The 25,061-nt window shown below is 67.4% G+C and carries 26 protein-coding genes; 8 read left to right on the top strand and 18 right to left on the bottom strand.

Annotated elements, in window-relative coordinates; all coding sequences use genetic code 11:
• Nucleotides 1-43: 43 nt before the first annotated feature.
• The 6 genes from hisS to AM590_RS01865 form a co-directional block, all read right to left on the bottom strand.
• Nucleotides 44-1,339 (bottom strand): histidine--tRNA ligase, encoded by a 1,296-nt coding sequence (gene hisS, locus AM590_RS01890; RefSeq protein ID WP_058825957.1) that lies wholly within the window; start codon nt 1,337-1,339, stop codon nt 44-46.
• A 133-nt stretch (nt 1,340-1,472) separates the two neighbouring features.
• The gene (locus tag AM590_RS01885) at nt 1,473-2,378 is read right to left on the bottom strand and encodes an EamA family transporter (RefSeq protein ID WP_058825956.1); all 906 of its coding nucleotides are present in this window, start codon (nt 2,376-2,378) and stop codon (nt 1,473-1,475) included.
• Nucleotides 2,379-2,453: 75 nt separating this feature from the next.
• The gene (locus AM590_RS01880) at nt 2,454-3,044 is read right to left on the bottom strand and encodes a tRNA (5-methylaminomethyl-2-thiouridylate)-methyltransferase (protein WP_058825955.1); all 591 of its coding nucleotides are present in this window, start codon (nt 3,042-3,044) and stop codon (nt 2,454-2,456) included.
• A 3-nt stretch (nt 3,045-3,047) separates the two neighbouring features.
• Entirely contained in the window at nt 3,048-3,413 is a 366-nt protein-coding gene (locus AM590_RS01875) for a DNA-binding protein (protein WP_004976420.1), read from the bottom strand.
• Nucleotides 3,414-3,518: 105 nt separating this feature from the next.
• Nucleotides 3,519-3,974 carry a 30S ribosomal protein S19e gene (locus AM590_RS01870; RefSeq protein WP_004041740.1) on the bottom strand — a complete coding sequence of 152 codons (456 nt, stop codon included), beginning with the start codon at nt 3,972-3,974 and terminating at the stop codon, nt 3,519-3,521.
• A 115-nt stretch (nt 3,975-4,089) separates the two neighbouring features.
• Nucleotides 4,090-5,118, bottom strand: coding sequence for a lysylphosphatidylglycerol synthase transmembrane domain-containing protein (locus AM590_RS01865; protein WP_058825954.1), 1,029 nt, complete (start codon nt 5,116-5,118; stop codon nt 4,090-4,092).
• A gap of 150 nt (nt 5,119-5,268) precedes the next feature.
• On the opposite strand from AM590_RS01865, the gene thiL reads away from it, so the two are divergent.
• The gene (gene thiL / locus AM590_RS01860; protein WP_058825953.1) at nt 5,269-6,162 is read left to right on the top strand and encodes a thiamine-phosphate kinase; all 894 of its coding nucleotides are present in this window, start codon (nt 5,269-5,271) and stop codon (nt 6,160-6,162) included.
• A 59-nt stretch (nt 6,163-6,221) separates the two neighbouring features.
• Here thiL and AM590_RS01855 read toward each other — a convergent pair whose 3' ends face one another.
• From AM590_RS01855 to AM590_RS01835, 5 genes are all read right to left on the bottom strand, one after another.
• Nucleotides 6,222-6,416 (bottom strand): hypothetical protein, encoded by a 195-nt coding sequence (locus AM590_RS01855; protein ID WP_058825952.1) that lies wholly within the window; start codon nt 6,414-6,416, stop codon nt 6,222-6,224.
• A 201-nt stretch (nt 6,417-6,617) separates the two neighbouring features.
• The gene (locus AM590_RS01850; RefSeq protein WP_058825951.1) at nt 6,618-7,757 is read right to left on the bottom strand and encodes a site-2 protease family protein; all 1,140 of its coding nucleotides are present in this window, start codon (nt 7,755-7,757) and stop codon (nt 6,618-6,620) included.
• A gap of 443 nt (nt 7,758-8,200) precedes the next feature.
• Nucleotides 8,201-8,446, bottom strand: a complete 246-nt coding sequence (locus AM590_RS01845) for a hypothetical protein (RefSeq protein WP_049917659.1) — start codon at nt 8,444-8,446, stop codon at nt 8,201-8,203.
• 307 nt (nt 8,447-8,753) lie between these two features.
• Nucleotides 8,754-9,539, bottom strand: coding sequence for a molybdopterin synthase (locus tag AM590_RS01840; protein ID WP_058825950.1), 786 nt, complete (start codon nt 9,537-9,539; stop codon nt 8,754-8,756).
• Between the two features lie 24 nt (nt 9,540-9,563).
• Entirely contained in the window at nt 9,564-9,899 is a 336-nt protein-coding gene (locus AM590_RS01835) for a hypothetical protein (protein WP_058825949.1), read from the bottom strand.
• 93 nt (nt 9,900-9,992) lie between these two features.
• Here AM590_RS01835 and pyrH point away from each other — a divergent pair, with 93 nt between their 5' ends.
• Together pyrH and lysS are read left to right on the top strand one after the other, a co-directional pair.
• Complete coding sequence (pyrH, locus tag AM590_RS01830) at nt 9,993-10,706, top strand: UMP kinase (protein WP_058825948.1); 714 nt, start codon at nt 9,993-9,995, stop codon at nt 10,704-10,706.
• Between the two features lies 1 nt (nt 10,707).
• Entirely contained in the window at nt 10,708-12,381 is a 1,674-nt protein-coding gene (gene lysS, locus AM590_RS01825) for a lysine--tRNA ligase (RefSeq protein WP_058825947.1), read from the top strand.
• Nucleotides 12,382-12,420: 39 nt separating this feature from the next.
• On the opposite strand, the gene AM590_RS01820 is transcribed toward lysS, so the two are convergent.
• Nucleotides 12,421-12,936 (bottom strand): BGTF surface domain-containing protein, encoded by a 516-nt coding sequence (locus AM590_RS01820; RefSeq protein ID WP_058825946.1) that lies wholly within the window; start codon nt 12,934-12,936, stop codon nt 12,421-12,423.
• A 97-nt stretch (nt 12,937-13,033) separates the two neighbouring features.
• Nucleotides 13,034-13,573: a hypothetical protein gene (locus tag AM590_RS01815; protein WP_058825945.1), complete on the bottom strand. Its 540-nt coding sequence runs from the start codon at nt 13,571-13,573 to the stop codon at nt 13,034-13,036.
• A gap of 131 nt (nt 13,574-13,704) precedes the next feature.
• Here AM590_RS01815 and AM590_RS01810 point away from each other — a divergent pair, with 131 nt between their 5' ends.
• The 3 genes from AM590_RS01810 to AM590_RS01800 all read left to right on the top strand — a co-directional run bounded on the left by AM590_RS01810 (nt 13,705) and on the right by AM590_RS01800 (nt 17,689).
• Nucleotides 13,705-14,118, top strand: coding sequence for a hypothetical protein (locus tag AM590_RS01810; RefSeq protein ID WP_058825944.1), 414 nt, complete (start codon nt 13,705-13,707; stop codon nt 14,116-14,118).
• A 147-nt stretch (nt 14,119-14,265) separates the two neighbouring features.
• Nucleotides 14,266-16,053 carry a site-2 protease family protein gene (locus AM590_RS01805; protein WP_058825943.1) on the top strand — a complete coding sequence of 596 codons (1,788 nt, stop codon included), beginning with the start codon at nt 14,266-14,268 and terminating at the stop codon, nt 16,051-16,053.
• Nucleotides 16,054-16,156: 103 nt separating this feature from the next.
• A complete protein-coding gene (locus tag AM590_RS01800; RefSeq protein ID WP_058825942.1) occupies nt 16,157-17,689 on the top strand; it encodes a heme-binding protein in 1,533 nt (510 codons plus the stop codon).
• Nucleotides 17,690-17,872: 183 nt separating this feature from the next.
• Here the strand turns inward: AM590_RS01800 and AM590_RS01795 are convergent, their stop codons facing one another.
• From AM590_RS01795 to AM590_RS01785, 4 genes are all read right to left on the bottom strand, one after another.
• Nucleotides 17,873-18,121, bottom strand: coding sequence for a hypothetical protein (locus AM590_RS01795; protein WP_058825941.1), 249 nt, complete (start codon nt 18,119-18,121; stop codon nt 17,873-17,875).
• Nucleotides 18,122-18,261: 140 nt separating this feature from the next.
• Nucleotides 18,262-18,726: an SHOCT domain-containing protein gene (locus tag AM590_RS01790; protein ID WP_058825940.1), complete on the bottom strand. Its 465-nt coding sequence runs from the start codon at nt 18,724-18,726 to the stop codon at nt 18,262-18,264.
• Between the two features lie 154 nt (nt 18,727-18,880).
• Nucleotides 18,881-19,051, bottom strand: coding sequence for a hypothetical protein (locus tag AM590_RS20705; RefSeq protein WP_006601108.1), 171 nt, complete (start codon nt 19,049-19,051; stop codon nt 18,881-18,883).
• Nucleotides 19,051-20,124 (bottom strand): aldo/keto reductase, encoded by a 1,074-nt coding sequence (locus AM590_RS01785; protein ID WP_058825939.1) that lies wholly within the window; start codon nt 20,122-20,124, stop codon nt 19,051-19,053. The genes AM590_RS20705 and AM590_RS01785 overlap by 1 nt, the downstream gene beginning before the upstream one ends.
• Before the next feature lie 174 nt (nt 20,125-20,298).
• Between AM590_RS01785 and AM590_RS01780 the strand changes: the two genes are divergently transcribed.
• Nucleotides 20,299-22,476 (top strand): GH32 C-terminal domain-containing protein, encoded by a 2,178-nt coding sequence (locus AM590_RS01780; RefSeq protein WP_058825938.1) that lies wholly within the window; start codon nt 20,299-20,301, stop codon nt 22,474-22,476.
• A gap of 13 nt (nt 22,477-22,489) precedes the next feature.
• On the opposite strand, the gene AM590_RS01775 is transcribed toward AM590_RS01780, so the two are convergent.
• On the bottom strand, nt 22,490-23,800 hold the full coding sequence (locus AM590_RS01775; protein WP_058825937.1) for a glycoside hydrolase family 68 protein: 1,311 nt from the start codon (nt 23,798-23,800) through the stop codon (nt 22,490-22,492).
• A gap of 228 nt (nt 23,801-24,028) precedes the next feature.
• Here AM590_RS01775 and AM590_RS01770 point away from each other — a divergent pair, with 228 nt between their 5' ends.
• Nucleotides 24,029-24,946, top strand: a complete 918-nt coding sequence (locus AM590_RS01770) for an acyltransferase (RefSeq protein WP_058825936.1) — start codon at nt 24,029-24,031, stop codon at nt 24,944-24,946.
• Nucleotides 24,947-25,061 lie beyond the last annotated feature (115 nt).

Raw genomic sequence — 25,061 nt, 5'->3', positions numbered from 1 at the left:
CGCGGGAATCGCGGGGGCGACTGGCGGCGCTCAGATGGACTGTCTACTCGTAGTCCTCGTAGGTCGGCGCGTCGCGGTCGCCGGGGAAGTCGTCGACGGGGACGGTGGTCTGGTCGCCGCTCGCCATGTCCTTGACCGTCACTTCACCGTTTTCGAGGTCGCGCTCGCCGACGATGACGACGGTGTCGGCGTTGACGGAGTCAGCGTAGGACATCTGCGCGCCGAAGCTCCGACCGGACACGTCTACTTCGACGACGTTGCCCGCCTCGCGGAGGTCGCGGGCGATGTCGGAGGCGACGGCCCGGGTGTCGCCGACGGTGAGGAGGTAGTAGTCGGTCGCCAGTTCCTCCTCGGGCCAGACGCCGGCGCGCTGGCAGAGCAGTTGGAGCGTCGCGCCGCCGATACCGACGCCGACGGCGGGGGTGGGCTGGCCGCCGAACGACTCGATGAGGTCGTCGTAGCGGCCGCCGCCGAACGTCGCCCGCGACACGTCGCCCGTGGAGTCGAAGCACTCGAAGACGACGCCGGTGTAGTAGTCCAGTCCGCGGGCGGTCGTCAGCGACACCTCGCAGAACTCGCCCGCGCCGAAGTCGTCGGCGGCGGCGAGGACGTTCCGGAGGTTCTCGACCGCGGCCTCGACGTTGTCGCCGCCGAACTCGGCGATTTCGTCGAGGTCGCCGCGCTCGATGAGGTCGGCGAACTCGCCGGCTTGGTCGTACGAGAGGCCGGCGTCCGAGAGCAGGCCGAGGTACTCCTCGCGTTCGACCTTCTCGGACTTGTCGACCGCGCGGACCGCGTCGGCCACGTCCACGTCGGCGTCGAACGACCGGAGCAGGCCGCCGAGGATGTCGCGGTGGGAGACGCGGAACTCGAAGTCGTCGGACGTGAGGCCGAGGTCGGTCAGCGCGTCGGCGCAGAAGGCCAGAATCTCGGCGTCGGCCTCCGGTTCCGAGGAGCCGAAGATGTCGGCGTTGGTCTGGTAGAACTCGCGGAAGCGACCCTGCTGGACCTGCTCATAGCGCCAGAAGGGCCGGGTCGAGACCCACTTGATGGGCTTCGACAGCGCCTGTTGCTTGGCGACGACCATCCGGGCGACCGTCGGCGTCAGTTCGGGCGTGAGGGTGACCTCGCGGCCGCCCTTGTCCTCGAAGGCGTACAGCTCCTCGACGATTTCCTCGCCGGACTTGTCGACGTACATCTGGGTCCGTTCGAGGTGGGGCGTCCCGATTTCGCGGAAGCCGTAGCGGGCGGCGGCGGTCTCGACGGTGTCGACGACCTCGCGCCGGGCCGACATCTCGCCGGGATAGAAGTCACGAAATCCCTTGAGTCGGTCGTACATGCGCGTTGGTTGGCGAAGGTCGCGCTTGAAACCTGTTGTTCGGGTCGACGGGCGCTCGTCGGTTTGCTGTCGGTTCACCCTCAGTTCGTCGTCGAGTCGCCGGTGCGGCGCGGTTCGTCGGGGTCGCGGACGGTTAGCCGACCAGCGCCGCGAGTGCCGAGAGGTCGCCGAGGGCGATGAGCGAGACGCCCGCGACGGCGAGGACGGCCGCGGCGAGGCGGAGCCCGAACTGTGACTCCTTGAGGACGACCCCGCCGAGGACGACGGCGACGATGGCCTGCGTGTTGACGATGGGCGAGGCGATGCTCGCCGGTACCATCCCGAAGGCGGTCGAGGTGACGTGCTCGCCGACGGCGACGAGCGCGCCGGCCGCGACGAACTTCGGAACGTCGCCGCGAACGCTCGTCCAGTTGCGGGCCGCGACGGGCAGGACCGCGAGCGCCGCGCCGGTGAACAGCACCGGGACGAACACGCTCGTCGGGATGCCGAGTTCCTGCAGGGCGACGCGCTTTCCCACGTCGCTGGCGGCGTAACAGGCCGCGCTCGCCAGCGCGAGTTGGGCGGGCCGCGAGCGGACCGCGCGCCGCAGCGGGTCGAGGAACGCCCCGCCCTCGTAGTTCGCGACGTAGACGGCGACGGTGGCAACCGCGACGCCGAGGACTTGTAACCCGGTCAGAAACTGGTTCAGAAACAGGATTTCGATGGGAAGGACGAACACCGGGACGAGCTTGTTGATGGGCGCGACGTAGGACACGTCGCCGGCGGCGAGCGCGTCGACGAACAGGATGAACGCGACGCCGACGAGCACCGCCGTGCCGGCGACGATGAGGACTCCCATCGCGCCGAGTTCGGCCAGCGAGGGGACGGCCGTGGGGTCGTACGTCACCACCGTGACCGGGAGGTACAGGAGGACGGCGAAGGCGTTGACGACGACCGTGATGACCGCGCCGGAGTACCCCGGGAAGTACCGCTTCAGGGCGAAGATGTAGACGCCCCAGACGAACGCGGCGAGAACGGAGTAGGCGATGCCGGGGTCCATGATTCATCCGGCGCGCGGCGGGGTGAAAAACGACGCGGTACGGACCGAGCCGGCGGTTACCGGACAGCGGCGTCCTCAGCGTCGGCCGTGGACGTAGCTCTGGATGTGGTCCGGGAACACCTCGTCGACCACCGCCTGCCCGTGTTCGGCGGCGATGAGTTGGCGGAGTTCGCCCTCGTAGTCGGCCTTCGGAATCTCCTCGGACGGACCGGTCTCCACGTCGAGATGCGACTCCACGAGGCGGTCGACCGCGCCGCGGCCGAACCCGGAAAGCGGCGAGAGGTAGTCGACGCCGTGGCGGTCTTCGAGGCTCTGGGCCTGCGCCCGGGAGATGGACGGGACGCGGTCGTCGCGGCGGGTGCCGTCGGCGACGGCGTCGAAATCGAGGCCGCAGACCGCTTCGAGAGCGTGTTCGTGGACGCGTTGGATGCCGCCGCGGGGGTAGCCGTCTTCGACCATGCGGGCCGTGGCCTGCGCTGCGACCTCGCGGTCGAGTTCCAGCGTCTCGAAGGCGTAGCCGAGTTCGGCCGCCGCGTCGCGGGCGTGTGTCCAGTCTTCCGTGACCCCGAAGTGGGCGGTCACGAGCGTCACGTCGTAGAAGGTATCGAGAAGCAGCGCAGCGAGCGAGGAGTCCTTGCCGCCGCTGTAGAGGAGCGCGAGTTCCACGTGTTACCGACGGCGGATGTTGAAGCTCTTCGACTCGGGCTGCAGCTCTTTCAGGAGCGCCTTCATCTTGTCGTCGTCGATGCGGCCCTGGATGCGCCCGCTCTGGGCGAGGGCGACGATTTGGCGCTCGACCTGCTCTGCGAAGTCCGGCTTGGACATCTGCACCGCGTTGAGGCGCTGGCGGGCCTCGTCGGTCAGGTGCTGTTTGAGAAGCGCCTGTTTCTGCTGTTCGGCGCGCTGTTGGGCGGCTTCCTCGGCCTGCTGTTGCTCGGCGGAGCCCTGACCGCCGCCGCCCCGCTGTTCTTGGAGTTCCTGCATCTTCTTCTTTCGAAGCTCCTCCAGTCGCTCATCGTCGGGACTGCCACTCATACCCTAGCGCACGGTCCGATGTCTGAAAACCATTACGGACCCGCATACAGACGGCTCTCGGGGAATCCGCCGTCGAAGAAGAACTCTCGGTGTGTGTCGGCGGCTCTACGCGTAGCGTTCGAGTTCCGGACGGTCGAGGTCGGAGAGCACGTCGGACGCGGCGTTGTCGAGGAAGCTCGTCCCCTCGGCGGTGATGCGGCGGCCCTCGCCCTTTGCGGTCTCGACGAGGCCTTCCTCTTCGAGCTGCTGGAGGAGCGTGCGGATGATGTTCTTACTGCCGGCGTCGCTGTGCGCACCGGAGACGCTGTAGCGGTTGGAGCCGCGCTTGAGGCCGCCGTATTCGGTGGAGAGGCGGTCGACACCGACGGGGCCGTTCATGGCGACCTTGCGGAGCAGGCTCGCGCCACGGACGTACCAGAAGTCGTCCTGCTGGGGCGGGAGTTCGCGGGTCTGGCCGCTCTTCGCGAAGGCCATCCAGTCGGGTTGCTCGATACGGTCCTCGAGTCGTCCGGCGACCTCTTCGATGAGGGCGTCCGCCGGGACGTCATAGATGGTTACCATGGCTATTGGTTCATAATCGCGGCGTTTAAAGGCATCGTATTCGCCCGATACGGGCGGTTGGAGGCTCCTGCGCCCCGACCGGCGTCTGCCGGGCCGACAGCCCGCGTCCGCGGCGTCAGGACCGCCACCCGCGCGCGCTCTCCGTGCTCATCACGAGGCCGCCGAGGACGACGGGCACCCAGTAGACGAACCCCCGGAAGACGACGACGCCTGCGGTCGCCACGTCAAACGAGACGGCGGAGCTCGCGGCGGCGACGAGGATGGCAAGCGTCCACTCGATGCCGCCGGCGCCGCCGGGAAGCGGCGTCACGCCGGCTATCGCCCCGATGGGGACGACGAACAGCGCGATGGAGAACGCGATTGGCGCGCCGATGGCGTGAAACGCCACCCAGAGCGCGACCATCTGGCAGAACCAGCCGAACCCCGACAGGCCGAGCGCGACCGCCAGCCCCCGCGGGTTCCGGCCGACGCGCTCGATAGAGCGGAAGAAGCCGTTGATGCGGCGCTCGATGCCGTCGTTCGTGGGTACCGACACCCGCGGAACGTACCGCGAAACGGTTCGGATGAACGGCGTCAGAACGCCGATAATCCGTCGTTCGAGGTCGTAACGGCGTTTCCACGCGGTGTAGACGGCCGCTGGCACGCCGACGGCGAGGCCGACCACGGCGACGAGCGCGATTTCGAGGTTGCGGCCGAGCGTCACCTCCGTGGCGTAGTAGCCCGCGCCGATGAGCGCGATGGTGATGGAGGGGACGAAGTTGATGGTGTCGACGCTGGCGATGGCCGCCAGTCCGGTCTCGTACTCGGTGTCGGCGCTCCGGGAGATGAGAAGCGCGGTCACGGGCTCGCCGCCCGCCTGTCCGAACGGGGTGATGTTGTTCGAGAACGTCGCGCCCGTGAAGATGAGAAACGAGCGGACGGTCGAGACATCCACGCCGAGTACGCCGAGGACGGTCTTCAGCGACGCGCCCCACGAGACGAGCCAGACGAGCGTGATGGCGAAGATGGCGACCAGGTAGGTCGGCTCGGCCATCGTCACCCGGTCGATGAGTTCGTCCACGCCCGCGAAGTAGAACAGGACGGCAAAGACGACGACCGCCGCTGCGAAACCGAGCACCGTCGCGCGGAGGTTCTCGCGGGCCATTTGCTGGGGATGCGTCTACGACGGGCATTAAGTCACCGGATTCGACGGCCAAGAAACAGGTCCGGACCGACGCAGTCGTGGGCTCGCGGTCCGCACCGCCGCCCGTTGTCGGATAGGTGGACATTTCCGCTCCGCCCGACACGTCCGCATATGGACGAGCGCGCCGCCCTCAGACTGCTCGCCGCGGACCTCCCCGGTGCCGGCGACGACGCCGCCGTCGTGGACGACCTCGTCGTCACGACCGACATGCTCCACGAGACGACGGACTTCCCCGCGGGGACGACCCGCTACACCGCCGGTTGGCGGGCCGTCGGCGCGTCCCTCTCGGACGTGGCCGCGATGGGCGCGAGCGCCACCTGCGCCGTCGCCGCCTACGCCGCCGTCGAACTCGACGAGACCGAACTCGGCGACTTCGTCCGGGGCGCGCGGGACGTGTGCGAGGCGGTCGACGCGGCGTACGTCGGCGGCGACCTCGACACCCACCAGGAGTTCACGACGGCGACGACGGCCATCGGCCGCACCGACGACCCGGTTCGGCGCTCGGGCGCGGAGCCGGGCGACCTGCTCTGCGTCACCGGCGAACTCGGCCGCTCCGCCGCCGCCGTCCGCCTGTTCGAGGCGGGCGAGACCGTCCGCGCGAACGACCTCTTCCGGTTCACGCCCCGCGTCGCCGCCGGCGTCGCCCTCCGCGGGTCGGCGACGGCGATGATGGATTCGAGCGACGGCCTCGCCCGCTCGGTCCACCAGCTCGCGGAGGCCAGCGACTGCGGTTTCGAACTCGACTTCGACGCGCTCCCGGTCCACGACGGCGTCGCCGAGGTGGCGACCGATTCCGACGACAGACGCGACCTCGCGGCGTTCTTCGGCGAGGACTTCGAACTCGTGTTCACGCTCCCCGAGTCGGCGCTCGACGCCGCCCGCGACGCGGCGGACGTGCCGCTCACGGTGGTCGGGAAGGCGGTCGAGAAATCCGCTGAGGCCGCCGTCATCGCCGACGGCGAGCCCGTGCCGGACCGCGGTTACACCCACGGCGGCGACGAATAGCTGACGCCGTTGGCAGCTACGGTTACTATCCGGTCGTCGAAGCCCCGGACACAGCCGAACTAACTGCCGGTCAGTTGAACCGCGATGTCTGCGATAACGTACGACGGAGCGATGACCATCACCGCGTAGGAGATAATCTGCGCAAGGCCGCCGAATATGCTCGCTGGGAAGGTGAACCCAGAGAAATCGCACGTCAGTGTTACCATCGCCAACAGGAATAACCCGACGACGTGGTAGAGTTCGTTTCTCTCCATAGGCGACGTCGAAGCTGTCTGGTGAAATACATTATGTCCGATTCGGCCCCGGCCTCACGGCGGCTTCACCCGACCGGTAGCCAAACGAACGGGTGGCGATTTGTGGCAGTCTCAGCTAGCTATTCAACACATCATACCCGTCCTATTGAGCTGTTTCACGGCCCGAGTAACCCTCTCTTCGCACTGCCGTCCGCCCGCGCCTCACCCCGGAATGACCTGAACCGGCACGAGGAGGAAACACGCCGCGCCGAGGGCGAACGTGAACAGGCCGACGGCCATCCGAACCGGTCCGAGCGGCGTCTCGTCTATCGGCTTCGCCGGCCCGTTGTAGGCGATGAACGTCGACATCAGCCCCCAGAAGAACCACAGGCCGACGGACTGGTTGAGGCCGAGGCCGCGGACGTAGTGGAGGTAGCCGGCGATGCCGAACAGGACGAGCGGGACGGCCGCCGCGAGCGACTCCTGGCGCTCGCCGAGCATCGCCCGGACCATGTGGCCCCCGTCGAGTTGACCGACGGGGAGCAGGTTGAGGACGGTGAAGAACATCCCGACCCAGCCGCCGATGACGACGGGGTGGACGACGGTTCGGGGGTCGGCGTACTCCGTCGGCTGACCGAGGACGGTCGCGATAGCGTCGAGGAGTGGCGGATTGTTGAAGACGATGGTGTCGGCCGACCCGGCGAGGACTCGACTCGGGACGGTCATCGGTTCGAGCGAGAGGCCGATGACGGTGACGACGATAGTCGCCGCGAGGCCGGCGAGCGGGCCGGCGACGCCGATGTCGAACAGCGTCTTCCGGTCGGGCATCTGCCCGCGCATACGGATGATAGCACCGAGCGTGCCGAACGGGAAGATAAACGGGATGAGATAGGGCAGCGAGACGTTGACGCCGTGGTATCGACCGACTGCGTAGTGGCCGAGTTCGTGGACCGAGAGGACGCCGAGGACGGCGGCGGTGAAGGGCCACGCCCGCAGGAGCACGAGCGGGTTCGCGGTGATGTCAGACAGGGGGATGTAGTACCACGCGTACGCGCCGACGAAAAGCGTCGAGAGGACCGTCAGCGCGAACAGCGTGATGTTCTTCCACGGGATTCCCTCGACACCCTGCGAGGCCGGCTCGACGATGACCACGTCAGTCTGTCCGAGTTCCGAGACCTGCGCTTGCACGTCGTAGCCGGCCTGCCGGAACGACGGCCAGATTTCGCGGACGAGCATCTGCTCGGGGACGAGCGACTCGCCGTAGTAGATTCGTCGGCGACCGTCTGACCGCACTTCGTGAACGTCGAAGACGGCGCGAAGTGCTTCCACCGGCGGTCCGTCCGCCGATTCGGACTGTTCCATCGACGGCAGGTAGGCGCGGGACGTTCATAAACCCCGTGACGGTCCGTCTTTGAGCCGCCGGCGACGACCGAGACGGCTCTCGCTCGGTTCGTCTGCGACCAACTTGAGAAACCGGAGCGTCGCCGAAAGCGTGCGGTCGTCGCCGTGGAGCGGGCGGGCCGTCACCGGGGGTGTGTGGTGGAGACCGTTCCAGCGGGCTTACGCGGGGGTTCGGTTACCTGTGCCGTGGGAGGGGTATCGGTTCGTCGGCGTCACGAACCGGACGGGGCAGTCGGGCAGTCGGGTGGTCGAGTCGCGTCTCGGCTTGGGTTCCGAGCGCGCTCGGTGTGTGCTGTGGGGCTGTGGGTCGTTGCGGGGTCGCGTTCAGTTCGTCCGGGGACCGTCCGGGCGGTGCGCGGTGTTGGCGCTGGCGTCGGTCGGGACCGGGGCGGGCAATGCGGGCTTCAGGCGGTCTCGACGCGCCACGTGGTCGCGCTCGTGTACGACCACTTCTCGATGGTCAGGTCCGTCGCGGAGTCGCGGAGCTTGACCATCAGTGCGCCGATTTCCTTGGGAGACAGGCCGACGTCGTCGGCGATGAATTTGCTCTTGAAGTACATCTCGCCGTCTTTCGCACGGTCGAGCAGGTACTGCTTGAGGCGGTCTTCCTTGGAGCTACTGTCGGTGGAGGGGGGTACTGTTGCGCTCATCTGGTACACCTCACTTCCACCTAATGGCCTATCACCTGTTATAAAGGAAGGTCCGTTAGAATTAGTTCGGCCGCTTTCAGCTTGAATCGACTCAAAGGGTACATTTTAGGAATCTTTGAAATCAGCTTAGATTTTTTAGAATCGATTTTGAGAAATCCTTTCTGAGAGAACTATGTTGAATATATGGGGGCAAATACGCCCCGTTTCACCCCGTCAGACGCCGGATTTTGCGGCAACAAAGTCCGCAATATCGGCCGATTTTCGCGCCTTCGCGACTATCCGCGTATTCTGAATAATCCGCCCCACCTCAGCGGTCGTGGACCCAGAACTCCTCGTCGGTGGTCGTCTCCTTCTTGAATATCGGTACCTCGTCTTTCAGGCGGTCGATGCCGTCTTCGACCGTTCTGAACGCCTCTCGCCGGTGGCCGGCGAGGACGACGACGAACACGATGTCCTCGCCGTCGCCGATGACGCCCACTCGGTGGTGCATGAGGACGCGGAGAACGCCGTCGCGCTCCTCCAACTCCGCCGAAATCGCGGCCATCTTCGACTCCGCGACGCCGTCGTACTTCTCGAATTCGAGGCTGAGCGTCGGGTCGTCGTCTTCCGATTCCTTCGCGCGCACCCGCCCGGTGAACGTCGCAATCGCTCCGGCGTACACCTCCAGCGGGTCCGCCTTCGCGCGCTCGACCAGCGTTTCGAGCGTGATGTGCGGCTCGTGTGAGTCGATTTCGGCGGCGAGGGACGCCACATCCGCCGCCCCCGCCGTTTCGGCCTCTGCGACGACGTTCGCCGCCTCCGCGCCCGCGAGCGCGACAGTCGGGACGCGAGCGTCGGGGAACCCCGAGAGAAGCGCGTAGTCGTACTCCGCCGAGAGGTCGTCGAGGAGGCCGTCGAGGTCGCGGTCGTCGCCGGTCCCGACCCAGTTGCCGTCCGGTGAGAGCCCGTACGCGGCGGCGGCGCTGTCTGTTGACTCCGGTTCGGTCGCGCTCTCGGGGAGCGATTCGACGGTGGCGACGCGGCCGTCCAACTGCGCGGCGAGTCGGTCGCAGAGCGTTGTCGCGCCCGCGCCGACGATTCCGAGGACGTGCATACCCGAAGGACGGCCCGCGGCGGTTTAAGATTGCTCCGTGCCGGTCTCGTCGGACTCGGCCGACGGCTCCGCCTCGGCGCGCGGGCGGGTCCGATAGAGGTGGACGGCGATGGCCACGCCGGCCAGACTGAGAAGCGTCGCCACCCACGGGGCCGCCGCGCCGACGTGCGTGTCGGCCGTCGCGGGGAGCGTATCGAACTGCCAGAGCGCCCAGCCGACGGAAAAACAGGCCACCAACGCCCAGTTGAAGACGGTCCGCCGGTCGAACTCGCCGCGTCGGTGGCGGGCGAGAATCGCTCCGAGGGCGAGCACCCAGCCGACGACGATGAGCGTGACCGTCTCCACGGTGACGAGTCGCATACCGGTAGTCGCCGCGAGAGTGGTTTAAAGCCCCCGACACGGGCGTCTCGCACTTGATAACCCTTAAGATGCGCTCACGGATATCCGTGTGCAATGAGAGTCGTCATCTCCATCGGCGGAAGCGTGCTCGCGCCGGACCTCGACGCCCGACGCGTGGAGGGTCACGCCTCCGTCGTCGAAACGCTCGCGCGAGACGGGTGCGAAATCGGTGCAGTCGTCGGCGGCGGCGGCGTCGCCCGTGACTACATCGGTGCCGCCCGCGACCTCGGTGCGAACGAGGTCCAACTCGACCAGATCGGCATCGACGTGACCAGAATCAACGCCCGCCTACTCATCGCGGCGCTCGGCTCGCAGGTCGACCCCAAGGTCGCCCACGACTACGAGGACGCCGGCGACGCCATTCGGCGCGGCGACATCTCGGTCATGGGTGGCGTCATGCCCGGTCAGACCACCGACGCCGTCGCGGCCGCGCTCGCCGAGTACGTCGACGCCGACCTGCTCGTCTACGCGACCAGCGTCGACGGCGTGTTCAGCGCCGACCCGAAGACCGACTCCGACGCGACGAAGTTCGAGGAGATGACCGCCGCGGAACTCGTCGGCGTCATCGGCGACATCGAGATGAACGCCGGGTCGTCCGCCCCGGTCGACCTCCTCGCCGCGAAGCTCATCGAGCGCGCGAAGATGCGCACCATCGTCCTCGACGGCACGGATCCCGACCGCATCACGCCGGCGGTTCTCCGCGGCGAGCACACGGGCACCGACATCATCCCCGAGGGCGGCGACGAACCGACCTACTGGGCTCCCTGAGATGACGACCGACGACCCCTCCCGCGGCGACGCCCCCCCCGCGGACGCGACCGACGCCGACGGCGACGCGGCCGCCAACCACCACGGCTTCTGGGCCGACGAGGTCGCCGACGAAATCGAGGCCCGCGACCCCGACGAACCGGTCGTCGTCAAGGGCGGCGTCTCACCGTCCGGCGTGGCCCATCTCGGCAACTTCAACGAGATTATGCGCGGCTACTTCGTCGCCGAGGTGCTCCGCGAGCGCGGCCACGAGGTCCGGCAGGTGTTCACCAGCGACGATAAGGACCCGCTCCGGAAGCTCCCGCGAAAGCTCGCCGACGCCGACGGCAACATCGTCGGTCTCGGCGAGGTCGACGCCGGCGCGCTCGGCCGCAACCTCGGCAAGCCGTACACGTCGATTCCGGACCCGTTCGGCGAGGCCGAGTCGTACGCGGCGCACTTCGCGGCGCTCCTGAAGGCCGACGCCGACCGCCTCGGCGTCCCGGTGGAGATGATTTCCAACACCGAACTGTACGAGAACGGTGATTTCGACCCCGTGGTCGAACACGTCCTCGAACACGCCGACACCGCCCGCGAGGTGCTGGGCGAGTACCAGTCGAAGGTCGACGAGGACTACGTTCCGTTTAATCCCGTCTGCGCCGAGTGCGGCAAAATCACGGAGACGGTCACGGACATCGACCTCGACGCCGGCACCGTCGACTACGTCTGTACCGACATGACCGTCGGCGACAACACCATCGACGGCTGCGGCCACGAGGGGACCGCGACGTTCCGCGAGGGCAAACTGCCGTGGCGCTTCGAGTGGCCCGGCCAGTGGCAGGTCCTCGGCGTCGACTTCGAGCCGTTCGGCAAGGACCACGCCGAGGGCTCGTGGCCTTCCGGCACGGACATCGCCGAGAACGTCCTCGGCATCGAGCCGCCGGTGCCGATGGTGTACGAGTGGTTCACGCTCAACGGCGAGGCGCTGTCGTCGTCCGCCGGCAACATCGTCACCGTCGCGGAGATGCTCGACCTGCTCGAACCCGAGGTGCTCCGGTACTTCTTCGCGCTCAACCCGCGGAAGGCCCGTGATCTCGACCTCACGCGACTCGACCAGCTCGTGGACGACTTCGACCGCTTCGAGCGCGCCTACTTCGGCGAGGTCGACGACGAGAGCCTGACCCGGTTCGCCGAGCGCGCCTACCCGTTCGTCGTGGACGAGGTCCGCGAGGACCGGATTCGACTCCCGTACACGTTCGCGGCCGTCCTCGGCATGACCGACGACGAGGACCTGCGCGTCAAGATGGCCCGCAACGAGGGCTTCTTCGACGAGGACACGCCCGACGAGGTGGTCGAGGAGGCGCTCGACCGGGTCGAACGCGCCCGCCGCTGGGCCGAGAAGATGGACAACCAGTACAACTACCGCCTGCAGGTCGAACTCCCCGAGTTCGACTTCGAGCCCGCGGTCGAAGCCGCCCTCGACGACCTCGCGGACTTCGTCGCCGAGGGCCACGACGGCGAGGCGATTCAGGGCGAAATCTACGAGACGGCGCGCCGCCACGACATCGAGATGGGCGACTTCTTCGCCGCCGGCTACCGCCTGTTCTTCGACGCCGAACAGGGGCCGCGGCTCGGCGAGTTCCTCGGCGAGCTAGAGCGCGACTTCGTCGTCACGCGACTCCGCCGCGAGGACTGACCTCGCCCGAACCGCGGTTCGCTGTTTGCGGTTCGATTCTCACGCCCGACGACCCGCGAGCAGCGCCGCCGCACCGAGCCCCGCGACTGCGAGCGCGCCGACTCCCGTGCCGAAGCCGGGGATGCCGGTGTCGGTCGTCGACGCCGAGGTGGTCGTCGACGCTGCGTCCTCGACGACGACGCCCTCGGCCTCCGCGAGCGCGTTCGACCCGTTACGAACCGAGACGGAGAACGTCGAGCCCGGCGGAATCTCCGAGAAGTCGAGGGTCGCCGAGAAGTTCCCGTTCTCGCCGACGACGGCCTCGCTCGTCTTGAGGAACCGCGGGCTCGTGTCGCCGGCCGACTGGACGCGGACCGAGAGCGTCGTCCCCGCTTCGAGGTCGCTCGTTCCCCGAATCGTCACGTCTTCGGCCTGCGTGACGGTCACGTTCCCGCCGGTCGTCGCGAGCGACACCGACGAGGCGTTCTGTGCTGCGGCCGCGGTCGTCCCGCCGACGAGGGTGGCGCAGACGAGGGCGGCGACGACGAACCAACGGAGTTGGATTCGTTCGAACATGCCATCCGACACTACTCGAATCCGCGAAAAATAGTTACCCGAATGTCAAATAACTCTTTGAGTTACCGGCGGCGTGTGGGCGATGACTCGGCCGGTTTCAGTTCTCCTCGATGGCGTCTATCACGACCGCGCCGACGACGGCGAGTCGCGGGTCGATACGCTCGCGGTCCACGTCGATAGTGTACTTGTCCCGGAGAGAGAACTGCTCGCTCACCGCGCCGACCGGCTCGCCGGCCGCGTCCTCGATGCGATACGAGAAGGGGATGAGCGTCGTGAGGAGTCGTCTGGCGACCGCCATCGGGACGTTGTCCTCGACGATTCGACCCACGACGGAGCCGTCGGGGCCGAGCAGTTGGTAGGTGTGTTTGGCGAACGAGAACGCGCCGCGTTTGACCGCGCCGACGCGCTCGCCGGTCCGACTGTCGACGATGTCGTAAGCGGTCGACACGTCGAAGACGCTGTCGGCCTTGACACGGAAGCGTTCCTCGCCGGTGTCGTGGTCGTTCAGCCGGAAGTCCTCTTTCAGCTTGAACTTCTTTTGCTTCGCCGAGAGGATGGGGTCGTCGCCCTCGTAGACGACGTACTTGTTACTGATGGACACTTTCTGTCGGACCTCGTAGCGGGAGCTGTCGAACACGATTCCCGATGGTCGCCGGGGTGGCTAAAACCCTTCTGGGGGACGACTTATGTCCCCGACGCGCGTACGGACGGACGGGCTCGTTCCCTCGCGAACGACGCCTACTGCGGCCTCGCCGAACCACACTTCACATGTCTCTCATCGACTTCATCCGGTCCGTGGAGGAATCGCAAGACGAATTCGACGTCGAACTGGAGGAGTTCGACGCCGACTCCGAACAGGAAGCCGTCGACGACGAGTCCTCGGGCGGCCGCTCGTACGGCCGGCTGCTCCTCGTCGCCTTGCTCCTCGTGGGCGTCGCTTACGCCGTCTCTAGGCTTCGCTCGTCGTCCGGGGACTCCTTTACCGACATCGCGCTCGCCGACGATCCCGCCGAGAGCGAGACGGCGACCGACGACGCGGCCGACGACGAAGACGCCACGGTCACCGTCGAACACGACCCCGAAGACGAGACGGAAGACGAGGCCGACGAGACCGACGACGACGACGGCGCGGTCGAAGTCGAAATCGAGTCGCCCGGCGACGACGGCGACGAGGACGAGTAACCGACGCTCCCCCGCGGGTCGGGTTCGGTTGCGGTCGTCGTTCGCGGCCGCCAACGCCCGCCCGCGGCCGTCGAACGCGGTACCGTGACCCGAACGGTGGTACCGTAACCCGAACGCCTTTTGGCGCGCGCCGCTTCCCTTCGGGCGATGAACACGCTGCTTTGGGTTCTCGCCGGCTTCATCGCCTACTCTCTCCTCGCGGCGCTGTTGCGTGCTCGCGGTATCCTCCCCGAGTACGTCCGCGTCCAAGGTCCCCTCACGACGGTCCACACCCGTCGCGGCCGCGAACTCCTCGACAGACTCGCCGCCCCCAAGCGGTTCTGGCGAGCGTGGAGCAACATCGGCCTCGGCATCGCCCTCGTCATCATGGCGGGGACGTTCGTCCTCCTCGTCTACCAGGCGATCGTCATCCTCCAGAACCCGCCCGCCCCGACGCAGGTGAACCAGCCGCAGAACTTCCTGGTCATCCCCGGCGTTAACGACTTCCTCCCGCTTTCGGTCGCGCCGGAGATTCTCTTCGGCCTCCTCGTCGGCCTCGTTGTCCACGAGGGCGGCCACGGCATCCTCAGCCGCGTCGAGGGAATTGACGTGGAGTCGATGGGCATCGTCCTCCTGACGATACTCCCCATCGGGGCGTTCGTCGAACCCTCCGAGGAGAGCCAACGCCGCGCCGACCGCGGCGGCAAGTCGCGGATGTTCGCGGCCGGCGTGACGAACAACTTCGCCGTCACGCTCGTCGCGTTCGCCCTGCTTTTCGGCCCGGTCATCGGCTCTATCACCGTCGCGCCGGGCGTCGCCGTCTCCGGCGCGTACGCCGGCTCACCGGCCGACGTGGCGGGTATCTCAGGCGGCGACCGCGTGACCGCCATCGAGGGCACGCCGGTCAACACGACGCAGGAACTCGACGCCGCGCTCCTCGCGACCGACGCGGGGACGGTGTCCGTCGAACTCGACGGCGAACGGACCGTCTCGGTCACGCGCGAACTCGTCGTCGCCGGCTCCGTCGAAGGCAACCCGGCGAACCTCACCGTCGAGTCCGGGACCGACCCGATTCGCGTGACCGCGGTCAACGGGACCGCCGTCTCGACGCGCGCCGACTTCGAGTCCGCCGTCGGCGACTCGCGGTTCGCCCGCCTCGACACTTCCGCCGGGGAGCGCACCATCCCGGTCGGTGCCTACATCACGAACGTCGCCGAGGACGGCCCGCTGTACAACGCCACGGGGACGACCCAACCCCTCATCGTCTCGTCGTTCAACGGCGAGCGAATCACCTCCTCGACGGAACTGCAGGAGGCGCTCGACCGGACTGACCCCGACCAGACCGTCGCCGTCGAAGTCTACCGCGACGGCGGCTTCGAGACGGTGCAGGTGACGCTCGGCGAGAACCCGCAGGACGGAAACGGGTTCCTCGGCGTCAACATCTTCCAGGGGACGAGCGGCCTGCTCCTGACCGACTTCGGCACGCAGGAGTACCCCGCGGGGACGTACCTCTCGCTTCTCGGCGGTGATGGTGGCGACGGTGGCGGCCTCGGCAGCGCCTTCGCCGGGTCGCCTCTGCAACTCGTCTACGTGTCGCTGCTCTTGCCCCTCGCGTCGGTCGTCCTCGGGATTCCGAACTTCCCCGGCTTCACCGGGCAGGTCGTCAACTTCTACCAGGTCGGCGGCCCGCTCGGCTTCCTCGGCGGCGGCGTCTTCATCGTCGCCAACGTCCTGTTCTGGACGGCGTGGATTAACCTCCAACTGGGGCTTTTCAACTGCATCCCCGGCTACCCGCTCGACGGCGGCCGCATCCTGCGGACCTCGACCGAGGCCGTGGTCTCGCGGCTCCCGGTCGACGACCCCCACACCGTCGTCCGCACCATCACGACCTCAATCGGGCTCACGATGCTCGCGTCACTCGTGCTCATGATATTCGGGCCGACGCTCCTCGGCTGAGCACGGTCGCCCCCCGCCGGGACCGACTCGCTTCTCTTCGACGGTTCTCGAACCGCGAAAACGACTCGCAACTTCAATACCGGATGACTCCCTAGGCCCCCGTATGGTAGAGGCCCCACAGACCGACGAGGGCTGGTTCGCGCTGCACGACTTCCGAACCGTCGACTGGGACGCGTGGCGTGACGCGCCCGAACACGAGCGCCGCCGCGCAATCGAGGAGGGCGTCGCGTACCTTGACGCCCACGAGGCGGTCGAGGACGCCGAGGCGGGCGCGTCCGCCGTCTTCTCCGTGCTCGGCCACAAGGCGGACTTCGTGGTCGTCCACTTCCGGCCGACGCTCGACGACGTCTCCCGCGCCGAACGGCAGTTCGAGCAGACCGCGCTCGCGGCCTTCACCGAGCAGCCGACCTCCTACGTCTCCGTCACCGAGGTGTCCGGCTACGTCTCGGACGACTACTTCGAGGGCAACGAGGAGGACATCGACACCGGGCTGCTCCGCTACATCGAGGGCAAACTCAAGCCCGACATTCCGGAGGACACCTACATGTCCTTCTACCCGATGTCGAAGCGCCGCGGCGAGAAACACAACTGGTACGACCTCTCGTTCGACGAGCGCCGCGACCTGATGTCCACCCACGGCGACACCGGCCGGAAGTACGCCGGGAAAATCAAGCAGGTCATCGCTTCCTCCGTCGGCTTCGACGACCACGAGTGGGGCGTCACGCTGTTCGGCGACGACCCGACCGACATCAAGGACATCGTCTACGAGATGCGCTTCGACGAGGTCTCCTCGAAGTACGGCGAGTTCGGCCAGTTCTACGTCGGCCGGCGCTTCCCGCCGTCGGACCTCGGCGCGTTCCTCGCGGGCGACGGCGTCCCGACGAGCGAGTTCGAAGACGAGTCCCACCACGGTGCTCACGCACACGGTGAGGGCGGCCACCATCACGGCGAGGGCGGCCATCACCACGGCGAGGGTGGCGACGGTCACCATCACGGCGAAGGCGACGACGGCGGCCACCACCACGGTGACGACGGCGGCGACGAGGCCGGCGACGAGGACATCCGCGGTCAGCTCGAAGACCTGAACATCTACGCCGGCACGCCCCACGGCGAGGACGTGTACGCGACGGTCCTCTACTCCGAGGCCGACGCCGACGAGCTGTTCGACGAGGTCGAGGGCCTCCGCGGCAACTTCGACCACTACCCGACGCACGTCAAGACGGCCGTTTACGAGGCCAACGAGCGCGGCCGCGTCGCCGTCGTCTCCATCTGGGAGACGGCGTCGGCCGCCGAGACCGCCGCGGGATTCCTCTCGGAACTCCCCGGCATCGTTGAGCGCGCCGGCGAGGAGTCCGGCTTCGGCACGATGGGGATGTTCTACACCGTCAAGTCCGAACACCGCGGCGACTTCGTCGAGAAGTTCGGCACCGTCGGCGGTCTCCTCGAAGAGATGGACGGCCACTTCGACACGGACCTGATGGTCAACGTCGAGGACGAAGACGACATGTTCATCGCCAGCCAGTGGCGCTCGCAGGACGACGCCATGGAGTTCTTCCGCTCCGACGCGTTCCGTGACACGGTCCAGTGGGGTCGCGACGTGCTCGCAGACCGCCCGCGACACGTGTTCTTAGCCTAACGTCCGCGACCACCGGGAGCGGGGCGAGGAACCCCGGAGGGGGTGACGAGCCTTTTGGTCCAGATTTTGCCAGCGAGCCGCGCGAGCGCAGCAAAAGGTGGCGTGTGCGTGCTGGCTGACCGCCCGCGACACGTGTTCTTGGCGTAACGCGGTCGAACGCCCAAAATCAGACTGCAGCTTTTTCTACGCGAGCGCGGCGCGAACGTCCCGGAGCTTCGGGCGGACCTTGTCGGTGCCGACGTTGTACGCGAAGTACAGCGCCACCGCGCCCATCACGACCGCCCACGCGGCGATTTCGACGTTGCCCTGTTCGAAGGTGACGAGCGCGAAGTGCTCGATGTACGCGCCGGCGACCGAGAGCACCGCGCTCCCGAGACTGAAGACGAGAAGTTCGAGGAGGTCCGGAAGCAGGTCGACGAGTGAACTACGCATGGTCGTCCCGGACTCGGTCGAGCGTTGTGTCTCTTTTGGTCCCGGCACGCGGGCTCGCCCGCGAGGCGCGCTCCGACTCCAACTCCGATTCCGTCACCGGTCGCCGCAGCCGTCCCGGAGTCCGGCCGCCCCGAGGTCCATCAGTTCCGCTCGAAGGCCCGCTCTCTTCCGTCTCCGGAGGGTGACCGCGATTGCGACCGTGACTGCGACCCGGCAACGTAGCTCTCTGTCTCGACTAGCTTGTCGAGGCGACGCTCGAACTCCTCGTCCGAGAGGTCGCCGGCCGCGTAGCGCTCTCGCAGGCGCTCGATGGCCGACTCGTCGTCGACCGGGTCGTAGGCCTCTCGGTCCGTCCTCCGCGCCCACTCGTCTTCGCCGTCTGACTCGCCGCGGAAGCGACGCAGGACGCGCCGCCCGCCGTAGGCCACCACCGTCGTCGACGGGGCGACGGCGAGGAACCAGACGACCGCCAGATGCACTTCGAGCCCCGCCATCAGCGCGATGAGCATCACCCACACGCCGGTAACCACGCCCAAAAGCGGAGGGTTCTGAGCGACGACGCGGGCCTCGCGGGAGAGTGCCGAACCGACTCGTTCGAGGACCATCGGTCGAACGTGTCTCCCTAAATACAAAAAACTGCGTCCGAGCGGGGGTAGTTAGTTTCCGTTTCCGTTCCTGTTCCCGTTCCCGTTACCGCGCCCCGGTGCATCGCCGCCTCGTCCCGGGTTATCGGCGTCGTCGCCGTCGGGGTCGTTGCCGTCAGCGCCCGTCTCGGACGTACTTCGCGGCACCGACGACGCCGGTGAGGAGCGTCAGCGCGATCCAGCGGCCGGCGTCGTCGCCGCGTTTCTTGGCGTCGAGGCTGACCAGCCACGCGAGCGCGACGTGGGCGACCGCGGTGACGCCGAGGAGAGTCTTCAGGCGACCCATCAGGCTTCGTTGCGCGCGCCCTTCGCGACGCGCTTGTCGAGGCCGGCCGCGCGGATGTCCTCGCCGTCGACCGACGAGCGGAGCGCGTCCATGCCGTCGAAGCGGTCGATGCCGAAGTTGTCCGCGTACAGTTCCTCGACGCGGGTCAGCTCCTCGTCGGTGAGCTTCGGCACGTCGGAGGCCTTCGCCCACTCGTCGATGTCGTCTTTCGTGCGGAACGTCGGCGTGACGGCCGCGGTCTCGTCGTAGCCGAGGAGGTAGGCGATGGACGCCTGCGCCATCGTCCGCTCGCCGTCGCGCTCGAGGAAGCGGAGCGCTTCGAGCTTCTCCCAGCCCGTCTCGTACCACTCGTCGGGGCGGAAGCCGCGGTGGTCGCCGGAGCCGAGTTCGGTCTCGGGGCGGACCTGCTCGTTCAGGAGGCCCGAGGAGTGCGGCACGCGGGCGATGAGGCTCGTCGAGGAGCCGGTTTCGCGGATGGTGTCGAGGAAATGGTTGCCCACGTCCTGCTCGAAGGCGTTCCAGACGATCTGGAGCGCGTCGAACTCCTCTTCGATGGCCATGTCGCCTTCGGCCAGCCAGCCGATGGAGGGGCCGAGCGCCCAGCCGGTGGCCTTGATGAGGCCCTCCTCTTTCAGTTCGTCGAGGGCTTCGAGCACGTCGGGCGTGACCTCGTCGACGTTCGCGTTGTGGAGTTGCAGGAGGTCCACGTACTCCATGTCGAGGCGTTCGAGGCTCTTTTCGGTCGCCTCGCGGACCCACTCGCCGGTTATCTCCTTGGGGAGTTCGCCGTGGCCGGCCTGTGGGTTGTTGTAGAAGTCGTAACCGATTTTGGTGGCGACGGTGACCTCGTCGCGGTAGTCGGCGAGCGCCTCGCCGACGACCTCCTCGGAGTGGCCGTGGCCGTACACGTCACCCGTGTCGAAGAAGTCGATGCCCCGGTCGATGGCGTGGTGGAGCATCTCGATGGAGTCTTCGTCCGAGCGGTCGCCCCACCAGTCGGTCCCGACGACCCACGCACCGAAGCCGACCTCGCTGACTTCGATTCCGGAGGTGCCGAGTTCGCGGTAGTGCATGGCCGGCCCTACGAATTGGGGCGACTTATTGGGTGTGTTTTGTTTTCGTCTCGTGGGAATCTCCGATGGGAGCAGCGCTCGCGTCCCGCGGTCACCCTCCAAGCGCTGTGTGAATTTGCTCGCCCTCGAGTGAATCCGCAGATTCATGCACGGTGATACCGAACCACGTCAGCAATGGACGTGATTCCGGTTCGAGTCGGATTTCTCTTCGCGACCGAACTCACGGAGGAACAGCGAGTGGCGTTCGAGTGGGCCGAGTCGATAGCGAGCGTCGAAACAATCACCCTCGACGCCGTCGCAACCGGGGAGACCGACCTTTCCGAGTTCGACGTGCTGTGGTGGCACTCTGACCGCCACGTCGACGCCGACGTGCGCTCCCTCGCGGCCGAGTGTGTGCCCGCACTAGACGCGTACCTCGGCGACGGCGGCGGACTCCTCCTGACGCTCAACGCCCTCTCGGCGGTCGACGCGCTGGGAATCGACCCCGTCGCGCCCGACGCGGTCGGGACCGAGAACTCGCCGCACCCGACCGGACTGCTGACGAAGTCCATCCACGCGGACCACCCGCTTTTCGACGGGTTCGACACGCTCGGCGTCCATCTCCAACCACCCGAAGCGCCGCGCCCCTTCGCCCGGTACGAACACGTCCTCCCCGAGAACGGGCAGGTTCTGGCGAGCACGCTCCACGGCGACGACTTCCTCGTCGCGCTCAAGTCCGTCGTTGCGTGGGATCGTGGCTCGGGCGCGGTCTACGGTATCGGTGCCGAAGTCGCCTTTCTCACCCACCACGACAACGACTTCGAGACGATGGGCGCGAACGAACACCTCCTCCGCAACGCGCTTGCGGTCCTCGGCGGCCCCGCCCACCGCAGACCGGCGTTCACCGACCGCCCCAGCGACCCGTCGGGATTCGACGCAATGCGCGAGCGACTCGGCGACGACCATCTCCGACCCCGGTACCACCTCGCCGGCCCCGCAAACTGGCTGAACGACCCGAACGGCATCATCCAGCACGACGGGACCTACCACCTGTTCTACCAGTACAATCCCGGCGGGCCGTTCCACGGGTCGATTCACTGGGGCCACGCGACCAGCGAGGACCTCCTGCACTGGACGGACCAACCGGTCGCGCTCGCGCCGGACCCGGACGGTCCGGACCGCGACGGCTGTTGGTCCGGGTGCGCCGTCGTCGACGACGAGGGCGTGCCGACGATTCTCTACACGGGCGGCCGCGACCACCACCAGCTACCCTGTCTGGCGACGACGAGCGACCCGCTGCTCCGGTCGTGGGACAAAGCGCCCGACAACCCCGTCATCGAGACGGTCCCGGACGACCTCGACATCCTCGGGACCGACGACTGGGCCGCGGAGTTCCGCGACCACGCCGTCTGGAAGGTCGGCGACGACTGGTACCAGCTCATCGGCTCCGCCATCGCAGCGGTCGGCGGCGTCGCGCTCCTCTACCGCTCGCCCGACTTGCGCGAGTGGGAGTACGTCGGTCCGCTTCACTCCGGGAACGAGGGTCACGGAACCGTCTGGGAGTGCCCGGAACTCCTCGACTTCGGCGACCACCAACTGCTGCACGTCTCGAACTACGAGGACGTGCGCTACTTCGTCGGCACCGCCGACCTCGCCGCGCCGGAGTTCGCGGTCGAACGCGAGGGCCTGCTCGACTACGGCGACTTCTACGCCCCGCAGTCGACCGTCGTCGACGACGGCCGGGCGCTCGCGTGGGGGTGGGTCAAAGAGACCCGCGGCGTCGACGCGCAGTGGCGCGCCGGCTGGTCCGGGTTGCTCTCGCTCCCGCGCGAGCTCTCGGTGAACGCTGACGGCGAATTCCGCCAGCGTCCCGCCGGAGAACTCGCCGACCTCCGCGGCCGAAGCGTCTCGCTCGACGCGAGCGCGCTCGACGCCGACGAGCACGCGTCGCTCGACCTCTCGGGCAACGCCTACGAACTCGCCGTCGATGTCGCGGTCGAAGGCGACGCGGCGTTCGAACTCGGCCTGTTCGAGTCACCGGCGCTGGGCGAGCGGACCGTCCTCCGGTACGACGGCGACCGCGTCACGGTCGACCGCGAGCGGAGCACCCGCGCCCACGACGCGGACCGAGAGCCCCGTTCGATGCCCGTCGAGGGCGACTCGGTGTCGCTTCGCGTGTTCGTCGACTGTTCGGTCCTGGAGGTGTTCGCCGACGAGCAGCGCTGTCTGACGACCCGGGTCTACCCGACGCGCGCGGACGCAGACGGCGTCTCGGTCGCGGTCCGACGCGGCGAGGGCGGCGGTCGGGTCGACGTCCGCTCGCTCGACGCGTGGGAACTCGACGCGACGTTCGAGGCGCGAAAACGAGCGTGACCGCCGCGTCCGTTCAGTAGCCGCCGCGAGTGGCGTCGCCGTCTCGCTCCCACCACGGCGTCGGCAGTTCCTCGCGTGGTAGCGGCAGGTGTCCGTGGCCGAGCGTGTCGACGAGGTCGGTCTCGTCGCCGTCGAGTGCGAGGCGGACGGTCGGTGCGAGCGTGCCGCCGAAGCGGCGCTGCTGTTCTTCGGGCGGAAGGAGTCCCACGTCGTCGAGGCTCGGCCGGTCGTAGTCGAAGTAGTTGAAGAACGACGAGACGAGCAGGTCGTCGCCATGGTCGTAGACGAGCCACGAGTACGCCTGGAAGGGCGCACCTCTCGGGTTCGTGAGCACCATCCCGTGACCGTTCAGCGGTTGGTAGTCGCCCGCGAGGTCGTCGGCGACGAAGCCGTAGAGCGCGTCGTAGCCCGTCAACTCGGGCGCGAATGTGTGGACGTGGCTGGAGACGAACAGGTAGTACGTCCCGTCGCGGACGACGAGGTGCGGACGCTCGAGTTCTTGATTGACGCAGACGGCGTCGAGAAGCGGCGGGCGGAGTTCGAAGTCGGTCGGGTCGCCGGTCGGCGAGTGGGCGATACCGACGCTGCCGTTGAACTCCTCCCAGACGGGGTCGTCGTACTCGCCGGCCCCCTCGGGGACGGGCGTGTTCGCCTCGAAGAGGAGGTACGTCTCGCCCGACGCGGGGTCCTCGAAGAACCACGGGTCGCGGAAGGTGTATATCATCCCGCGCGATTGGTCCTCGCGCTCGTACCAGTCGCCGTCCGGCGTGAGGATGACCCGATGGTCCCACGACCCCTCGATGCTGAACTCGTCGTCGTCGGTGTGGACGGTACCACCCGTCGCCAGCGCGATGCGCTGGGTGTACGTCAATTCCTCCGCGCCGTCCTCGCCCGCGGCGGTGTAGTAGAGATAGACGTCGCCCGCCTCGCTCCCCTCCGCGCTCCCGCCGTCGCCGTCAGGGTCATACATCGCCGACCCGGCCCACTGCCGCTGGCCAAGCGCGCCGCCGTCGAAGACGACGCCCCCGGTGGTCCACTCCTCGCCGTCTCGGGAGTAGAAGTAGCGAATCGTCGCCACGTCGTGGCGCTTTCCGGGGAGGAGGTCCGACGGCGACGTCAGCGAGAAGATGACCCGATAGCCGTCGATTTCGGCGATGGAGCCGTCGCGGTTCCGGAGGAACCACGTGTCCCAGATGTGCAGGTCTTCGTCCAGTCGCTCGTCCGGAGGGTAGATAACCGGTGCAACGTTCGATTCGTCGCGGTCGAGACCGGCGGCGTGTTCTCGCGTCCACGCCGGAACACCGTTTCGGAATTTTTCACTCATTACCGTGTAAACTCGCCCGGGTGTGATAGGTTTCACCATTCTTCCATTCTCCCTGACAGACACGTCGCTCGGTTCGTTTCCGACCTGCTCGCCGCTCTGGGACGGGTCGAACCTCCTCCGCCAGACGCCAATTGGACGCCCGAAACCAGCCAGTATTGCCCGGAGGAGGCCTGACGCGGGGTTCGCACAACCGAATCCATTTGAATCTCGACGGCTTACGACGGTACAATGACGAAGGTCCACGTTTCGCTTCCGGAGGACGCCGAGGAAGGCTTACAGGCGTTCATCGACGAGGTCGACGGTCGGCTCGCCTCGGACGAAGACACCTGTACGGTCGTTCGGGACACCCTCATCGACCTGTTCGGCGACCGCGAGGCGTGGGAGCGCTGGCAGAACGGCAAGCCCGTCTCGCCCGCCACCCGGGTCCGACTGCAGGGGTACGACCCCTGCAACGCGACGCTCGAAGCCGAGTACTACGCCGAGAAAGACGAGGAGAAGTTCAAGCGCTCGAAGCACCTCCAGTGGCTCTGGCGGCAGTTCGACGCGACCCCGATGGCCGACAACGTCGCCTTCGCCCTCCGGTTCCGACAGATGCTCGCCAACCACCTCTTCGAGGAGGCCGGCGACAACCTCCGCATCTTCAAGGGCGTCACCTTCTCGTACGGCCACAACATCTCCGTCGGCGACAACACGGTTATCCACGACGACGTACACCTCGACGACCGCGGGAAACTCACTATCGGCGACCGCGTCTCCATCTCCGATAGCGCCCACATCTACAGCCACTCCCACGACACCGTCGACCAGACCGAGGTCAGGAACTACCACACGACCATCGGTGACGACGCGCGCGTCACCTACGACGCGATGGTGAACGCAGGCGTCTCGGTCGGCGAGAACGCCATCGTCGGGGCTCGGTCGGTCGTACAGGGCGACGTGCCCGCGCACCACATCGCGGTCGGCTCGCCCGCGAAGAGCGTGAAAGTAAAGCCCGGCTTCGAGGAGATCGCCGAACCGCTTGACGCCGGCGGCGAGCGCCGCGCCGACGAGCGCGAGATACCCTACGAGCTCCCCGACGACATCGAGGCCTTCGACGAGTTCGACCGCGACCTCGACGGACCGGTGGATTCCCACCGACGCGAGTAACTCCCTTTTCGACGCGAGCCCGCCGCGCCGGCATCACCCGCGACCACCGCCGAGAGCGTCGGCAGACCCGTTCGACCGAAGAACCGATATAGCATGCTAACGTAAGTCAATGTGT

This window comes from Haloferax sp. Q22 (assembly GCF_001482285.1).
Classification (GTDB): domain Archaea; phylum Halobacteriota; class Halobacteria; order Halobacteriales; family Haloferacaceae; genus Haloferax.
Note: the sequence above shows the minus strand (reverse complement) of the source record. Positions and strands in the feature narration are given on the sequence as shown.

Bases quoted from the DNA above. Each gene is read 5' to 3' on its own strand.
- AM590_RS01810 (WP_058825944.1), top strand. From the start codon at position 13,705: ATGTCTCTCATCGACTTCATCCGGTCCGTGGAGGAATCGCAAGACGAA.
- AM590_RS01870 (WP_004041740.1), bottom strand. From the start codon at position 3,974: ATGGTAACCATCTATGACGTCCCGGCGGACGCCCTCATCGAAGAGGTC.
- AM590_RS01845 (WP_049917659.1), bottom strand. From the start codon at position 8,446: ATGAGCGCAACAGTACCCCCCTCCACCGACAGTAGCTCCAAGGAAGAC.
- AM590_RS01885 (WP_058825956.1), bottom strand. From the start codon at position 2,378: ATGGACCCCGGCATCGCCTACTCCGTTCTCGCCGCGTTCGTCTGGGGC.
- AM590_RS01800 (WP_058825942.1), top strand. From the start codon at position 16,157: ATGGTAGAGGCCCCACAGACCGACGAGGGCTGGTTCGCGCTGCACGAC.
- lysS (WP_058825947.1), top strand. From the start codon at position 10,708: ATGACGACCGACGACCCCTCCCGCGGCGACGCCCCCCCCGCGGACGCG.
- AM590_RS01850 (WP_058825951.1), bottom strand. From the start codon at position 7,757: ATGGAACAGTCCGAATCGGCGGACGGACCGCCGGTGGAAGCACTTCGC.
- AM590_RS01835 (WP_058825949.1), bottom strand. From the start codon at position 9,899: ATGCGACTCGTCACCGTGGAGACGGTCACGCTCATCGTCGTCGGCTGG.
- AM590_RS01790 (WP_058825940.1), bottom strand. From the start codon at position 18,726: ATGGTCCTCGAACGAGTCGGTTCGGCACTCTCCCGCGAGGCCCGCGTC.
- AM590_RS01875 (WP_004976420.1), bottom strand. From the start codon at position 3,413: ATGAGTGGCAGTCCCGACGATGAGCGACTGGAGGAGCTTCGAAAGAAG.
- AM590_RS01795 (WP_058825941.1), bottom strand. From the start codon at position 18,121: ATGCGTAGTTCACTCGTCGACCTGCTTCCGGACCTCCTCGAACTTCTC.
- AM590_RS01820 (WP_058825946.1), bottom strand. From the start codon at position 12,936: ATGTTCGAACGAATCCAACTCCGTTGGTTCGTCGTCGCCGCCCTCGTC.
- AM590_RS01770 (WP_058825936.1), top strand. From the start codon at position 24,029: ATGACGAAGGTCCACGTTTCGCTTCCGGAGGACGCCGAGGAAGGCTTA.
- AM590_RS20705 (WP_006601108.1), bottom strand. From the start codon at position 19,051: ATGGGTCGCCTGAAGACTCTCCTCGGCGTCACCGCGGTCGCCCACGTC.
- AM590_RS01865 (WP_058825954.1), bottom strand. From the start codon at position 5,118: ATGGCCCGCGAGAACCTCCGCGCGACGGTGCTCGGTTTCGCAGCGGCG.
- AM590_RS01785 (WP_058825939.1), bottom strand. From the start codon at position 20,124: ATGCACTACCGCGAACTCGGCACCTCCGGAATCGAAGTCAGCGAGGTC.
- AM590_RS01805 (WP_058825943.1), top strand. From the start codon at position 14,266: ATGAACACGCTGCTTTGGGTTCTCGCCGGCTTCATCGCCTACTCTCTC.
- thiL (WP_058825953.1), top strand. From the start codon at position 5,269: ATGGACGAGCGCGCCGCCCTCAGACTGCTCGCCGCGGACCTCCCCGGT.
- hisS (WP_058825957.1), bottom strand. From the start codon at position 1,339: ATGTACGACCGACTCAAGGGATTTCGTGACTTCTATCCCGGCGAGATG.
- AM590_RS01780 (WP_058825938.1), top strand. From the start codon at position 20,299: ATGGACGTGATTCCGGTTCGAGTCGGATTTCTCTTCGCGACCGAACTC.
- pyrH (WP_058825948.1), top strand. From the start codon at position 9,993: ATGAGAGTCGTCATCTCCATCGGCGGAAGCGTGCTCGCGCCGGACCTC.
- AM590_RS01840 (WP_058825950.1), bottom strand. From the start codon at position 9,539: ATGCACGTCCTCGGAATCGTCGGCGCGGGCGCGACAACGCTCTGCGAC.
- AM590_RS01855 (WP_058825952.1), bottom strand. From the start codon at position 6,416: ATGGAGAGAAACGAACTCTACCACGTCGTCGGGTTATTCCTGTTGGCG.
- AM590_RS01775 (WP_058825937.1), bottom strand. From the start codon at position 23,800: ATGAGTGAAAAATTCCGAAACGGTGTTCCGGCGTGGACGCGAGAACAC.